Raw genomic sequence first — 14,997 nt, 5'->3', positions numbered from 1 at the left:
CGGATGACCCGCTACACCGCCTCGCACTGGGGCATCTACGAGGTCCATGCCGATGAGGCCGGAGAGCCCCGGCTCGCCGCGCTGACGGGCGATCCCGATCCCTCCGAAATCGGGCTGCATCAGCTCGACCCCGCGATCCTCGATACCCGCGTGGCCCGGCCCGCCGTGCGCAAGAGCTGGCTCGAGAAGGGCCCGGGGGCGGATCCGCATCTGCGCGGCAAGGAGCCCTTCGTCGAAGTGTCGTGGGAGACGGCGCTCGATCTGGTCGCGGCCGAGGTCGAGCGGGTGCGCCGCACCCATGGCAACGAGGCGATCTTCGGCGGCTCCTACGGCTGGGCCAGCGCGGGGCGCTTCCACCATGCGCAAAGCCAGGTGCACCGCTTCCTGAACACGGCCGGAGGCTATGTCTGGCATACGGCCTCCTATTCGCTGGGGGCGGCCCATGTCATCATGCCGCGGATCGTGGCGCGGATGGACGATCTCATGTCCCAGCACACGACCTGGGACGTGATGGCCGAGCATACCGAGCTCTTCGTCACCTTCGGCGGCGTGCCGCGCAAGAATGCGCAGAGCTCGCCCGGCGGGGCGGGCTTCCACCGCGTGACGCCGGGCCTGCAGGCCATGGCCGAGGCGGGCGTGCGCTTCATCAACATCGGCCCCTGCGAGGACAATCTCGATCCCGTCTGCCGGGCGGAATGGATCCGGTGCCGGCCGAACAGCGACACGGCGCTGATGCTGGCGCTGGCCTGGCAGCTCGTGGCCGACGGGCGGCACGATACGGGCTTTCTCGCCACCCACTGCACGGGTTTCGACCGGTTCCTGCCCTATCTCACCGGCGAGGCGGACGGGGTGGCCAAGACGCCTGACTGGGCCGAGCCGCTCACGGGCGTGCCGGCCGAGCGGATCGTGCGCCTCGCCCGCGAGATGGTCGATCACCGCACCATGCTCAACATCGCCTGGTCGCTGCAACGGGCCGAGTTCGGCGAGCAGCCCTTCTGGATGTTCGTGACGCTTGCGGCCATGCTGGGCCAGATCGGCCTGCCGGGCGGCGGCTTCGGCGCGGGCTACGGGCCCGCGAACACGATGGGCACGCCGCACCGCAAGCTGCCGGGCCCGACCCTGTCGCAGGGGCTGAACCCGGTCGCCCGCTACATCCCCGTGGCGCGGATTGCCGACATGCTGCTGAACCCCGGGGCGGAGTTCCTGCACGACGGCGCGCGGCGCACCTATGCCGACATCCGCATGATCTACTGGGCGGGCGGCAACCCCTACCACCATCATCAGGACCTGAACCGGCTCGAGATGGCCTGGCGGAAGCCCGAGACCATCGTGATCCACGAGCCCTTCTGGACCGCCTCGGCCAAGCGGGCCGACATCGTGCTGCCCGTCACCACCGCGATGGAGCGGAACGATCTCGGCTATTCCTCGCAGGAGGGCTTCCTCGTGGCCATGCGCCAGATCCGGCCGCCCTTCGCCGAGGCGCGCAACGATTACGACATCTTCCTCGCGCTGGCCGAGCGGCTGGGCCTTTCGGAGCCCTTCGGCGAGGGGCGCGACGAGATGGGCTGGCTGCGCCATCTCTACGGCCAGATGCGGGGCCGCTGGGCCGAGAAGGGCGTGGCGATCCCCGAATTCGAGACCTTCTGGGAGGAGGGGCTCGTGGATCTCTCCTCCGAGGCGGCGCCCGTGGTGATGTTCGAGGCGTTCCGCGCCGATCCCGAGGCGCATCCGCTCTCCACCCCCTCGGGGAAGATCGAGATCTTCTCGGAGGCCATCGCCTCCTTCGGCCTCCCGGACTGTTCGGGCCACCCGGAATGGCGCGCGCCGCGGGAATGGCTGGGCGCGCCCGGGCGGGCCGAGGGTATGCTGCACCTGATCTCGGACCAGCCGTCGCAGAAGCTGCACAGCCAGCTCGACATGAGCCCGCACAGCCGCGGCGCGAAGCAGGACGACCGCGAGCTCGTGCATGTGAATCCGGCCGACGCAGCCCGGCGCGGCCTCTCGGACGGCGACGTGGTCGAGCTCTTCAACAGCCGCGGCCGCTGCCTCGGGGCGGTGCGGGTGAACCCGGCCGTCATGGAGGGCGTGGTGCGGATGGCGACCGGCTCCTGGTACGATCCGCAGCCCGACGGCCTCGAGAAGCACGGCAACCCGAACGTCCTGACGCAGGATGTGGGAACCTCCTCGCTCGCTCAGGGCTGCGCGGCTCAGTCCTGTCTCGTCGAGCTGCGGGGTCCGATCAATGCCGACGCGCGGGTGACGGCCTTCGACCGGCCGAAGCTCCTGACCGCCTGACCGCGGTGCGGGCGGACGGTTCTGGCCGGCCTGCGACCGGCCGGAGCTCTTGACCGCCTGACCGGCGCGCCCGGCGGATGGTTCTGGCCGGCCCGCGCGCGGCTGGCCGTTCGAAGGACGATGGGCCCGAACAGGAGCCGGGGCCGTCGGCTTGCGATGTCGAGCCCTCAAGGGAAGGGGACGTGACGCGCACCCGGGTCCATGGCCCCGGGGCCTTCCTCGTCCGCCTCGCCGGAAGCCGCGCTGCGACGCTGCGTCGTATACGAAATGCGAGGCGTTGAGTTTTACCGCCGGTTCCCTATTCTGTAGGAGTGTCTCGAAGACTGGGGAACGGGAATCCTGCCATGGAAGCACTTCGGCCGAGCAAGACGCTGGTGGAGCAGGCTTACGACGCGCTTCTGGAGGCCATCTGCACGGGCGACATCAAGGCGGGCGACCGGCTCAATCAGGACGAGCTGGCCCTGCGCCTGAACGTCTCGCGGCAGCCGATCAACAGCGCGATCGCCATGCTGAAGGCGCAGAGGTTCGTTCAGGACACCGGCAAGCGCGGCGTGATCGTGGCGCCCATCGACCAGAATCTGTTCGATTCGATCTACCAGTTCCGCACCGCCATCGAGCCGCTGGCGGTGGAGCTTGCGGTGGCGCGGATGACGAACGAGGCCATCACCATCGGACGCGACATCATCGCCCGCGGCAAGAGCTGCGTGCAGAGCGGCGATCACGCGGCCGCGCTCCGGGCCGACATGGACTTTCACGGGCTGATCTATCGGTTGAGCGGCAACCTCATCATCGCGGACACGATGACGCTGAACTGGCGGCACCTGCAGCGCGCCATGAGCGAGGTCCTGAGCGTTCCCGGAACGACGCTCCGGGTCTGGAAGGAGCATGACCAGATCTTCAACGCCATGGTGCGGGGCGACGGCGACAGCGCCGCCGGGCTGATGAAGGCGCATATGGAGAACGCCGCGCCGCGGAAGGTGCGTCTGGAAACCTGACGGCCCGGGTTGGGCGACCCGTGGCGGCTTGCCTGCGCCCCTGAACCTCTCGGTTCAGGCGGGCGCGGGACGCCTGCCAGGGCTCGCGGAACGAGGCAGGGCAGGCGCGCGCCCCAGGCTGTCCCGCCTGCGGGACCGCTTCGCCCTTCCATTGCAAGACGGCAGGAGAGTCGGACGGATCGACCTGACGCCGTCGACACGCCGTCCATCCGACCGTCCGATCTGCGCATGATCGGCCCCGCCTGAACCCAGAGTCTCACTTTCGGGAAATCCTGCCGAACGTCAGGCTTGACAGGACGGCGCTATTCGCATTTCGTATACGGAATATCGGCTGCGGGATGCGGGGCGAGGGAGGGCTCGGCGGCATCCGGTTCGGCCGGGTCGAATGCGCCTTCCGCCTCCGGCTCGATCCCGTCGAGAGGGCGACCGGTCATCCTCATCCTCCGGCGCTGCCGGTCCAACCTGCCTGCCGGGCCGCCGGACGGGCCGAGCCCCTGCATGTCACAACCGCGAGTCAGGAAGCAGCCATGCACATGATAACCTCGGTCGGAGTGATCGGCGCCGGCCAGATGGGCGCGGGGATCGCGCAGGTCTTCGCGCAGGCCGGCTACGACGTCCGGCTGAGCGACCTGTCGCAGTCGCAGCTCGACGCCGCCCGCTCGCGGATCTCCGGATCGACGGGGCGCGCGGTGACCAGGGGCACGATGAGTGTGGAGGAGCGGGACAGGATGCTGGACCGCGTGCAGATCACGACGGCGCTCGACCCGATCGGCGCCGCGGATCTCGTGATCGAATGCGCGACCGAGAACGAGGAGGTCAAGAAGCGGATCCTCCGGGATCTGACGCCGCTTCTCGCCGACAGGACGGTGCTCACCACGAACACCTCGTCCCTCTCGATCACCCGGCTGGCCGCAGTGACCGACCGGCCGCAGAGGTTCATGGGGCTGCATTTCATGAATCCCGTGCCGGTCATGAAGCTCGTCGAGCTCATTCGGGGCATCGCCACCGATCAGGCGACCTTCGCCTCGGTGGCAGCGGTCGTCGCCACGCTGGGCAAGACCGCCACCACGTCCGAGGATTACCCGGCCTTCATCGTCAACCGGCTGCTCGTGCCGATGATCAACGAGGCGGTCTATGCGCTCTACGAGGGCGTGGGCAATGTGGCCTCGATCGATGCGGCGATGAGGCTCGGGTCCAACCATCCGATGGGTCCGCTGGAACTCGGCGACTTCATCGGCCTCGATACCTGCCTTGCCATCATGAATGTGCTGCACGACGGGCTGGGAGACTCGAAATACCGGCCATGTCCGCTCCTCGTCAAATTCGTGGAGGCGGGCTGGCTCGGGCGGAAGTCCGGCCGCGGCTTCTACGACTCCCGCGCCGCCGATGGCGTGCCGGTGCCGACCCGCTGATCCCCTGTCCCTGCCGCGAAGGAGCAACCGACCCGACACCCGCAGCAAGACACGAACCGAAGAGCCAACACCGGAAGGGAGGGCGGGAGGGCCCTGTCGATCCGGGCGAGGAGGGGGGCGGAGCGTCAGCGCCGCGAACCCGTCCCGCACTGCCGCCCGATCCAGACACAGAGGAGGAGACTGAATGAGACGCGCATGTGTGAAGACGATGCTCGGTTTTGCGCTGGCCCTGACGGCCGGCATGGCATCCGCCGAGGATTTGCGCTGGAAGATGCCGATCGGCTTCGGATCGAACCTGCCGGGGCTGGGCTCGCCCTCGCCCTGGGTCGCCGACATGCTGACCAAGGCCTCCGGCGGATCGATCGAGGTCCGGGTCTACGAGCCCGGCAAGCTGATGCCCGCCTTCGACATCCTGCAGGCGGTCTCGGACGGCAAGGTGCCGGTGGGCTACACCTGGATCGGCTACGATCAGGGCAAGGTGCCCGCTGTGCCGCTCTTTGCGGCTGTGCCCTTCGGGATGAAGCCCTGGGCCTTCACCGCCTGGTACTACTACGGCGAGGGGCACGACCTGCTGCAGGAGGTCTATGCCAATGCGGGCTACAATGTGCGCGCCCAGCTGTGCGGGATCATCGGCCCCGAGACCGCGGGCTGGTACAAGAACGAGATCTCCAAGGTGGAGGATTATCAGGGTCTGAAGATCCGCTTCGCGGGTCTGGGCGGCAAGGTGATCGAGAAGCTCGGCGCCTCGGTCTCCGTCCTGCCCTCGGGCGATCTGTTCCAGGCGCTCGAGACCGGCACGATCGACGCCACCGAATTCTCGATGCCCGCCATCGACAAGGCGCTGGGCTTCGGTCAGGTCGCGAAGTTCAACCTGTTCCCGGGATGGCACCAGCCCTTCACGGCACAATATCTCCTGATCAACAACGCCGAGTGGGAGAAGACGACCGAGAGCCAGAGGGCGCTGATCGAGGCGGTCTGCACGGCCGCCGTCACGCGGGCGCTGGCCGAGGGGGAATTCCTGAACGGCGCCGTTCTGGAAGGGTTCGAGAAGGACGGCATCTCCGCCAAGCAGATCCCCGACGAGGTTCTGGCGCAGCTCAAGGCGGTCACGGACGAGGTGCTGGAGGAGGAGGCCGCGAAGAATGCGGACTTCAAGCGCGTCTATGAGAGCCAGAACGAGTTCCTGAAATCCTACAGGGTCTGGGAAGAGCGCGCCTATCTCTATCCCAAGCTGGACTGACACCGGCCGCGCGGGAGGGGCGCGGCGCCGGGCGGCGTCGTGCCCTTCGCCGGGCGCGAGCCGCCCGACCCGTTCCCTCTCCAGAAAAGGATTTTCAGCCATGGCCAACGGCAGTGCGCCTGCCGGTCCGGACGCGCCGCCCGGGCCCCCTTCGTCCGAGAGGATGCCGCCTGCCGGCACCCTGCCGCAGACGGCCCCGAGCCTGCGGATCGATGCCGTGCTGATCGTCATCGGCAAGGCGGCCTCGTGGCTCTGGCTCGTCACCGTGGGCCTGATCGCCTGGGCCGTGGTCAGCCGCTACCTGTTCGGCACGAGCACCATCGCCCTTGACGAACTGCAATGGCACCTCGTCGGCAGCGCCTGGCTGCTCGGGCTGAGCTACACGCTGGCGCTCGACGAACATGTGCGGGTGGACGTCATACACGAGCGGCTCCGCCCGAGGGCGCGCTGCTGGATCGAATTCGCAGGCATCCTGCTGCTTCTGCTGCCGTTTCTGGCGGTGGCGGCGCACGAGACCATCCCCTTCGCGCTCGAAGCCTACCGCAGCGGCGAGCGCAGCACGGCGCCGGCCGGTCTCGGGCACCGCTGGATCGCCAAGTCGGCGATGGCGCTCTCGGTGCTCCTGCTGCTGGTGGCGGCCCTGTCGCGGCTGATGCGCGTCACCGCCGTCCTCTTCGGCATGCCGCGCCCCCTTCCGATCGAGACGAGGACCGACCGCTGATGCTGCTGGAAGAGCTCTACGTCGCCGGCCTGTTCGGGACCTTCGTCATCCTCCTCATGACCGGCTTCCCGGTCGCCTGGGTGCTGGGCGGCACCTCGGTGATCTGGACCGTCATCGGCGTCCTCTCGGTCGAGCAGTTCGGAGCGGACCTCTGGTTCGACTATGACTCGTCTCTCGCGCTGCTCCCGGAACGGATCTGGGGCAATGTCGAGAGCCAGGCCCTCGTCGCCCTGCCGATGTTCACCTTCATGGGCATCATGCTCGACCAGTCGGGCATCGCCGAGCGGCTGATGCACGACATGGTGCGCCTCTTCGGCCGGGTGCGCGGCGGCTATGCCGTGACCGTCATCATCATCGGCGTCCTGCTGGCCGCCACCACCGGCATCATCGGCGCCTCGGTGGTGCTGCTCGGGATGCTGTCGCTGCCCACGATGATGGAGAACAACTATTCGCGCAGTTTCGCCGCCGGAACGGCCTGCGCCACCGGCACGCTCGGCATCCTGATCCCGCCCTCGATCATGCTGGTGATGATGGCCGACCGTCTCGCCACGCCCGAGGCCTCGGTCGGGGCGCTCTTCATGGGCGCCTTCATTCCGGGGCTGATGCTGGGGCTGCTCTATATCGCCTACGCGATCATCCGGCCGCTGTTCCAGCCCTCGATCGCGCCGACGCCGGCCAACCCCGAGCGGATCACGCTGCGGCTGGTGTTCGACACGGTGCTGGCCATCGTCCCCACGGCCGTGCTGATCCTGAGCGTGCTCGGCTCGATCTTCATGGGGATCGCCACGCCCACCGAGGCGTCCGGCGTGGGCGCCTTCGGCGCGCTCCTCCTTGCGGCCCTCAACGGGCGTCTGAGCCTGCCGGTGCTGCGCAGATCGCTTTATGCCACGACCCGGACCACGGCCTTCATCTTCGGCATCTTCCTCGGTGCCACCGCCTTTTCCGTGGTCCTGCGCGGGCTTGGCGGCGACGAGGTCATCGAGGCCGCGCTCCTCGGTCTGCCCTTCGGGCCGAACGGCATCGTGATCGCCATCCTCTTCGCGGTCTTCATCCTCGGCTTCTTCCTCGACTGGATCGAGATCACCCTGATCGTGCTGCCCCTGGTGGCGCCCGCGGTCCAGCAACTCGGCTTCGATCTGGTCTGGTTCACGATCCTCTTCGCGATCTGCCTCCAGACATCGTTCCTGACGCCGCCGGTGGGCTTCGCGCTCTTCTACATCAAGGGGGTGGCGCCGCCCGAGATCACCGTGCTCGACATCTACAAGGGCGTGGTGCCCTACATCCTCATCCAGCTCTTCGCGCTGGCGCTGGTGTTCGTCTTCCCGGCCCTCGCGGTCTGGTTGCCCGCCATGTCGCGCTGACGAGCCTCTCCTCGAGCGCGGGCCCGCCTGACGCGCGCCTTCGCCCCCTCTGCCGTGGCCTCTCGGGCCGCGGCCCATCCTGCGCCTGAGTTCGGTAATCCAGTCTCCGCCGACATCGCTGCTTGACAAGAATCATTGCTTCGCATTCCGTATACGAAATTTCGACTTCGGAATGAACGGGAGGAACCCATGTCGACCCAGATCCGTGTGCTGCTCGCGAAGGTTGGTCTTGATGGCCATGACCGCGGCGTGAAGGTGGTGGCCCGCACCCTGCGCGATGCCGGGATGGATGTCGTCTATTCCGGTCTCCACCGCACCCCGGAGGAGGTGGTGACGGCCGCGGTGCAGGAGGATGTGGACATCCTCGGCGTGAGCCTCCTGTCGGGCGTGCAGATGACGGTCTTTCCGAAGATCTTCGCGCTGCTGAAGGAGCACAAGGTCGAGGACATGATCGTGGTCGCGGGGGGCGTCATGCCCGACGAGGACGTGATCGAACTCAAGAGGATGGGCGTGGCCGAGGTGCTGCTTCAGGACACGCCGCCCCAGCACATCATCGACACGCTCACGGGTCTGGTGAAGGCGCGGGGAGACCGCTGATGACCGCGGCGATGGAGCAATGGTCCTGGCCGCCGCGCTTCGACGACGGCTATTTCCCGCAGGCGGACAGCCGCTACTGGTTCCCGCACCGCGAGACCATGCCGCAGGCGGAGCGCGAGGCCGCCATCCTGGCCCGTCTGCAGGCGATCTGCGCCTATGCCTGGGACCATGCGCCCTTCTACCGGCGGAAGTGGGACGAGGCGGGCTTCCACCCGTCGCACCTGAAGTCGCTCGAGGATTTCGAGGAGAAGGTGCCCGTGATCCGCAAGGCCGACCTCCGGGCCGCGCAGGCCGCGCATCCGCCCTTCGGCGACTATCTCTGCGTGCCCGATGCCGAGGTGTTCCATGTCCACGGCACCTCCGGCACGACCGGCCGCCCCACCGCCTTTGCGGTCTCGCAGGGCGACTGGCGCGCCATCGCCAACGCCCATGCGCGGATCATGTGGGCCATGGGCATGCGCCCGGGCGACACGATCTGCGTGGCGGCCATCTTCAGCCTCTACATGGGCAGCTGGGGCGCGCTGGCGGGGGCCGAGCGGCTGGGGGCCAAGGCATTCCCCTTCGGCGCCGGCGCCGCAGGCATGTCCTCGCGCTGCGCCCAGTGGCTCGACATCCTCAAGCCCGCAGGCTTCTACGGCACGCCCACCTATGCGATCCACCTCGCCGAGACCGCGATCAGGGACGGGCTCGACCCGCGCAGGTTCGGGCTGAAATACATGTTCTTCTCGGGCGAGCCCGGCGCCTCGATCCCGTCGATCCGCGAGCGGATCGAGGATCTCTATGCGGCCAAGGTCTATGACAGCGGCTCCATGGGAGAGATGACGCCCTGGATGCATGTGGGCGGCTCGCGCGAGACGCCCGGGATGCTCTGCTGGCAGGACATCGTCTATACCGAGGTCTGCGATCCCCAGACGCACCGTCGCGTGCCCTACGGCCAGCGCGGGACGCCGGTCTATCCCCACCTCGAGCGGATGTCGCAGCCGATGATCCGGCTCGAATCCGGCGATCTGACGGTCTGGACCAACGATCCCACGCCCTGCGGCCGGACCTATCCGCAGCTTCCGATGGGCATCATCGGCCGCGTGGACGACATGATCACCATCCGCGGCGAGAACGTCTATCCGTCCGAGATCGAGGCGGCGCTCTGCCAGTTGCCGGGCTACGGCGGCGAGCACCGCATCTTCATCACCCGCGAGGGCACGATGGACGAGATGATGATCTCGGTCGAGCTCGACCCCGAGCGCTGGGAGCGGGGCGAGGACGTCCGGCGCGCCTTCCATGCGCAGGTTGCCGCGCATCTGCACAGCATGCTCGGCCTGCGGTCGGTGATCGAGATCGTGGCGCCGAACACCCACCCGCGGACGGATTTCAAGGCCAAGCGCGTCATCGACGACCGCGCCGCCTTCGCCGAGATGCTCCGCCGTCAGGAGAAGGTGTCGAGCTGATGGCAAGACCCTACATTCCGTCGCTCGACCTGATCGAGCCCGCAGCGCGCGGCGAGACCTGGGCCGTGGCCCGGCTGATCTCGCGCGCCGAGGCCGGAACGCCCGAGGTGCGCGAGGCCATCGGCGAGATCTACAGGCGCGCCGGCAAGGCGCATGTGGTGGGCATCACCGGCGTGCCCGGCTCGGGCAAGTCGACCATGGTCTCGAAGCTCGTGCGCAAGCTCCTCGATGCGGGCGAGCGGGTGGCGGTGGTGGCCATCGACCCGTCGAGCCCCTATTCGGGGGGATCGATCCTCGGCGACCGCATCCGCATGTCGGATCTCGTGCTCGATCCCAATGTCTTCATCCGCTCCATGGCCACCCGCGGCGCGGTGGGTGGCATGGCCCATGCGGCGCTCGATGTGGTGGACATTCTCGATCTCGCGGGCTTCGACCGGATCATCATCGAGACGGTCGGCGTGGGCCAGGACGAGGTCGAGATCGCCAAGGCCTCGCACACGACGGTCGTGGTCTCGGCTCCGGGGCTCGGCGACGAGATCCAGGCGATCAAGGCCGGCATCCTCGAGATCGCCGATCTGCATGTGGTCTCGAAATGCGACCGCTCGGACGCCAACCGCACCCTGACCGACCTCAAGACCATGCTGAAGGACGGTCTGGGAAGCGCGCTCACCCGCGGGTGGCTGCCGCCGGTGATCGGCACGAGCTCCTACGACGATCAGGGCTTCGAGGAGCTGATCTCGGGCTTCGGCAAGCATCTCGCCCATCTCGACGGCCCCGCAGGTGCCGCCCGGCGCGAGCAGATCTCGGTCTTCCGGCTGAAGAAGGCGGCCGAAGCCCTGATGCTCGAGAGGTTGCGCCGTCATCCCGCCTTCGAGCCGGAGGGCCGGCGCGTCGCGGCGCGCCAGACGGACCCCTACGCCGCCGCGAGCGGCATCGTGAAACAGTTCTCGATGGAGAAACCCCATGTCTGACACCCTCTCGCACGCCCGCACCGACGAGATCGCGCAAGCGGTCGAGGACTGGGAACGTACCGAGGTCGCCGAATTCATCGCCCGCGCGCCCGAGCGCAAGGAGCAGTTCTACACGCTGGGCGACTTCCCGGTGAAGCGGACCTACACCGCCGCCGACATCGCCGACACGCCGCTCGAGGACATCGGCCTGCCGGGGAAATATCCCTTCACGCGCGGGCCCTATCCGACCATGTATCGCGGCCGCAACTGGACCATGCGCCAGATCGCGGGCTTCGGCACCGGCGAGGACACCAACAAGCGGTTCAAGTTCCTGATCGAGCAGGGCCAGACCGGCATCTCGACCGATTTCGACATGCCGACGCTGATGGGCTACGACAGTGACCATCCGATGTCGGACGGCGAGGTGGGCCGCGAGGGCGTGGCCATCGACACGCTGGCCGACATGCGCGCGCTGCTCGACGGGATCGATCTCGAGAAGATCTCGGTCTCGCTGACCATCAATCCCACCGCCTGGATCCTGCTCGCGATGTATATCGCGCTCTGCGAGGAGCGGGGCTACGACCTGAACAAGGTGTCCGGCACGGTGCAGGCAGACATCCTGAAGGAGTACATGGCGCAGAAGGAATATATCTTCCCGATCGCGCCCTCGGTCCGCATCGTGCGCGACATCATCTCCCACTCGACCCGGACGATGAAGCGCTACAACCCGATCAACATCTCGGGCTACCATATCTCGGAAGCGGGCTCCTCGCCGCTGCACGAGGCCGCCTTCACGCTGGCCAATCTGATCGTCTATGTCGAGGAGGTGCTGAAGACCGGCGTCGAGGTCGACGACTTCGCCCCGCGGCTCGCCTTCTTCTTCGTCTGCCAGGCCGACTTCTTCGAGGAGATCGCGAAGTTCCGCGCGCTGCGCCGCTGCTATGCCAAGATCATGAAGGAGCGGTTCGGCGCGAAGAAGCCCGAGTCGATGCGCCTGCGCTTTCACTGCCAGACCGCGGCGGCCTCGCTCACCAAGCCGCAATACATGGTCAATGTCATGCGCACGACGACCCAGGCGCTGGCGGCGGTGCTGGGGGGCGCGCAGTCGCTCCATACGAACGGCTATGACGAGGCCTTCGCCATTCCCACCGAACATGCGATGCAGCTTGCGCTGCGCACCCAGCAGGTGATCGCCGACGAGACCGGCGTGACGCAGGTGGTCGATCCTCTCGGCGGGTCCTATTTCGTCGAGAGCCTGACCAACGACTACGAGAAGAAGATCTTCGAGATCCTCGACGAGGTGGAAGAGCGCGGCGGGGCGATCAAGCTGATCGAGGAAGGCTGGTTCCAGAAGCACATCGCGGACTTCGCTTACGAGACGGCGCTGCGCAAGCAGTCGGGCGAGAAGCCGGTGATCGGCGTGAACCGCTATGTGATGGACGAGAGCCATGTGAAGATCGAGGTCCATCCCTACGACGAGACGACCGCCAAGCGGCAGATCGACCGCACGCGCTCGGTGCGCGCCGGGCGCGACGAGGCCAGGGTCCAGGCGCTCCTCGACGAACTGGTCGCGGTCGCCAGGGACGAGAGCGCCAACGTGATGCCCGTGACCATCCAGCTGGTGAAGGAGGGGGCGACCATGGGCGACATCGTCGAGAAGCTGAAGACGATCTGGGGTGTCTACCGCGAAACGCCGGTGTTCTGAGCCATGGGACAGCTTCGCAAGAAGGCCCAGCAGCTCTCCCGGCAGGCGCGCAACGGCGACCGCGCCGCGGCGCAGGAGCTGCTGCGCCACTCCGTCGAAACCGGCCATGGCAAGCTGGCGCTCCACCGCTTCTTTCTGGCCCGTGCCATGGGGGCGGAGGTGCGGGGCGACCTCGCCCGCTACTGCGCCGATCTCATGACCCGGATCCCGTCCGAGACGGTCCGCAAGATCGCGCAGGCCGAGGCGGCCAACGCCCGGCTCTATCTTCAGCGAGGTGCCCCCGATGCGTGAGAAATGTCCGCCCCTGATCGCCGCCTACCACGGCATGTCGCCGGAGTTCGCGGGCGAGCCCGCCTTCGCGGGCGCGGGGGCCGCCGTCCTCGGGCGCGCGAGGCTCGGCCGGGGCCTCTGGCTCGGCGCGCGCTCCGTGATCCGGGCCGACGGCCACCACATCCATATCGGCGACGACTTCCACCTCGGCGAGGGGGCGACCGTCCATATCGCGCACGATGTCTATCCGACCCATGTCGGCCAGAATGTCACCGCCGGCAAGGGCGCGGTGATCCATGCGTGCACCATCGGCGACAATTGCGTGATCGAGCGGGGGGCCGTCATCCTCGACGGCTCCGAAGTGGCGGACGGGGTGGTCGTCACGGCGGGATCGGTGGTCTTTCCGCGCTCGAAGCTCGAGGCGGGCTGGCTCTATTCCGGCAGCCCGGCGCAGCGCGTGGCCCCCGTCTCGGCCTCCGAGCTCGCCTCCTACCATCAGCAGACGCGGAACGACCCTTCCTCCGGAAAGGCCAGCCCGGACGGCCGTGCGGCGCCTGGGGGCCATGTCTTCGTGGCCCCCACCGCGACCGTCGCCGGCCGCGTGACCATGGGGGAGGGGGCGGGCGTCTGGTATGGCTGCCGGCTCGAGGCGGGCGGCCATGAGATCCGCATCGGCGAGGGCACGAACGTGCAGGACAACAGCACGATCCTCTGCGAGACGCGGGACGTGGAGATCGGCCCCGACGTCACCATCGGCCACAATGTCCTCCTCGTCGATTGCCGGGTCGAGCGGGCGAGCCTCGTCGGCATCGGCTCGCGCATCGCGGCCGGCACCGTGATCGAGAGCGATGTGCTCGTCGCGGCCGGCACCGAGACCGAGCCCGACCAGCGCCTCACCGGCGGCAAGGTCTGGGCGGGGCGGCCCGCGCGCCCCATCGCCGACATGACCGACGCGCGCCGCGGAATGCTGGCCGCGACCCTGCCCATGTATCGCGACTATGCCGTGCAGTTCGCCGGCACGTCGCACCAGCCGATGCTTCAGCCCGGGGAGGAGTGAATGGGAAACCGTCTCACGAAGATCGTCACGCGCACCGGCGACACCGGGACCACCGGCCTCTCCGACGGGGCGAGGGTGGACAAGGACGCCCCCCGGATGGAGGTGATCGGCACGGTCGACGAACTGAGCAGCCAGCTGGGCCTCGCGCAGGCCCTGATCGCCGGCTCGCCGCAGGGGGCCGCGCTCGGCGAGACACTGTCGCTTCTGCAGCACGACCTGTTCGACCTCGGCGGCGCGCTCTCGATGCCGCTGGCGCCGCTCCTGTCGGAGGCCCATGTCGCGCGCCTCGACGACATCCTCGAGGCGCTGAATGCGGAGCTGCCTCCGCTGAAGGAGTTCATCCTTCCCGGCGGATCGGCCGCCATCGCCGCCCTCCATGTGGCCCGCTGCGTGGCCCGGCGTGCGGAGCGCCGGCTCGTGTCGCTCCTCGCGGACGAGCCGCAGGACGGCGCCTCCGGGCTCGCCTATCTGAACCGGCTGTCCGATCTCCTCTTCGTCATGGCCCGCGCGGTCGCGAGGCAGGAGGGGGTGGCCGAGCACTATTGGCAGTCGCAGAAGAGCCTCTCGCGGAGCTGAAGCACCGGATCCGGGACGGACATCGCACAGGAAGACGACCGGCCCGCTCCGCCGACGCCGTCGGGGCCGAACATGCCGCGGCGGCGGATCCCGCCCGTCCGCATGATCGCGCGGAAGACCGGCGGTGCGGTGCTCGATCAAGCCGCGGGGCTCCGGTCCCGGTCGCGCATCCTCTCGCCCGGACGGTGCTCAGGCGCCCTCCAACGCCTGCCTCCGGGACAGGACCCCCTCTGCGAGCACGTCGGACACGGCCCGGACCCGGCGCGAGGCGGCGAGGTCGGCGTGGGTCGCGAGCAGGATCGGCCGCTCCATCCGCGCGCCGTCCGGCAGCCGGCAGGCCAGCAGCCGCAGCCCTTCGGGGCGCGCGAGGAAA

The 14,997-nt window shown here is 68.3% G+C and carries 13 protein-coding genes and 1 pseudogene; 13 read left to right on the top strand and 1 reads right to left on the bottom strand.

From position 1 onward, the window contains the following. Positions 1-3 precede the first annotated feature (3 nt). The 13 genes from A9O63_RS14525 (at position 4) to A9O63_RS14465 (ending at position 14,624) form a co-directional block, all read left to right on the top strand. Positions 4-2,295: a molybdopterin guanine dinucleotide-containing S/N-oxide reductase gene (locus A9O63_RS14525; protein ID WP_069332587.1), complete on the top strand. Its 2,292-nt coding sequence runs from the start codon at positions 4-6 to the stop codon at positions 2,293-2,295. Between the two features lie 344 nt (positions 2,296-2,639). Beyond that, on the top strand, positions 2,640-3,290 hold the full coding sequence (locus tag A9O63_RS14520; RefSeq protein WP_069332586.1) for a GntR family transcriptional regulator: 651 nt from the start codon (positions 2,640-2,642) through the stop codon (positions 3,288-3,290). Between the two features lie 527 nt (positions 3,291-3,817). Continuing rightward, positions 3,818-4,702: a 3-hydroxybutyryl-CoA dehydrogenase gene (locus A9O63_RS14515; protein ID WP_084295938.1), complete on the top strand. Its 885-nt coding sequence runs from the start codon at positions 3,818-3,820 to the stop codon at positions 4,700-4,702. 184 nt (positions 4,703-4,886) lie between these two features. After that, positions 4,887-5,942 carry a TRAP transporter substrate-binding protein gene (locus A9O63_RS14510; protein WP_069332585.1) on the top strand — a complete coding sequence of 352 codons (1,056 nt, stop codon included), beginning with the start codon at positions 4,887-4,889 and terminating at the stop codon, positions 5,940-5,942. Positions 5,943-6,042: 100 nt separating this feature from the next. Continuing rightward, positions 6,043-6,663: a TRAP transporter small permease subunit gene (locus tag A9O63_RS14505; RefSeq protein ID WP_069332584.1), complete on the top strand. Its 621-nt coding sequence runs from the start codon at positions 6,043-6,045 to the stop codon at positions 6,661-6,663. Then, a complete protein-coding gene (locus A9O63_RS14500; protein ID WP_069332583.1) occupies positions 6,663-8,024 on the top strand; it encodes a TRAP transporter large permease in 1,362 nt (453 codons plus the stop codon). The genes A9O63_RS14505 and A9O63_RS14500 overlap by 1 nt, the downstream gene beginning before the upstream one ends. 189 nt (positions 8,025-8,213) lie before the next feature. Next, a complete protein-coding gene (locus A9O63_RS14495; protein WP_069332582.1) occupies positions 8,214-8,621 on the top strand; it encodes a cobalamin B12-binding domain-containing protein in 408 nt (135 codons plus the stop codon). Further along, positions 8,621-10,066 carry a phenylacetate--CoA ligase family protein gene (locus tag A9O63_RS14490; RefSeq protein WP_069332581.1) on the top strand — a complete coding sequence of 482 codons (1,446 nt, stop codon included), beginning with the start codon at positions 8,621-8,623 and terminating at the stop codon, positions 10,064-10,066. Before A9O63_RS14495 ends, A9O63_RS14490 begins: the two co-directional genes overlap by 1 nt. Beyond that, positions 10,066-11,037: a methylmalonyl Co-A mutase-associated GTPase MeaB gene (meaB, locus tag A9O63_RS14485; protein WP_069332580.1), complete on the top strand. Its 972-nt coding sequence runs from the start codon at positions 10,066-10,068 to the stop codon at positions 11,035-11,037. Before A9O63_RS14490 ends, meaB begins: the two co-directional genes overlap by 1 nt. After that, a complete protein-coding gene (locus A9O63_RS14480) occupies positions 11,030-12,721 on the top strand; it encodes a methylmalonyl-CoA mutase family protein (protein ID WP_069332579.1) in 1,692 nt (563 codons plus the stop codon). The genes meaB and A9O63_RS14480 overlap by 8 nt, the downstream gene beginning before the upstream one ends. Before the next feature lie 3 nt (positions 12,722-12,724). Beyond that, on the top strand, positions 12,725-13,012 hold the full coding sequence (locus A9O63_RS14475; protein WP_069332578.1) for a hypothetical protein: 288 nt from the start codon (positions 12,725-12,727) through the stop codon (positions 13,010-13,012). Next, positions 13,005-14,048: a gamma carbonic anhydrase family protein gene (locus A9O63_RS14470; protein WP_069332577.1), complete on the top strand. Its 1,044-nt coding sequence runs from the start codon at positions 13,005-13,007 to the stop codon at positions 14,046-14,048. The genes A9O63_RS14475 and A9O63_RS14470 overlap by 8 nt, the downstream gene beginning before the upstream one ends. Further along, entirely contained in the window at positions 14,049-14,624 is a 576-nt protein-coding gene (locus A9O63_RS14465) for a cob(I)yrinic acid a,c-diamide adenosyltransferase (RefSeq protein WP_069332576.1), read from the top strand. Between the two features lie 189 nt (positions 14,625-14,813). On the opposite strand, the pseudogene A9O63_RS14460 reads toward A9O63_RS14465, so the two are convergent. Beyond that, a pseudogene (locus tag A9O63_RS14460) lies at positions 14,814-14,997 on the bottom strand (LysR family transcriptional regulator); the annotation flags it as partial.

The sequence above is a fragment of the Cereibacter johrii genome (assembly GCF_001720585.1).
Lineage (GTDB): Bacteria > Pseudomonadota > Alphaproteobacteria > Rhodobacterales > Rhodobacteraceae > Cereibacter_A > Cereibacter_A johrii.
The sequence above is the reverse complement of the archived record's forward strand: the minus strand, read 5'-3'. Positions and strand labels throughout refer to the sequence as shown.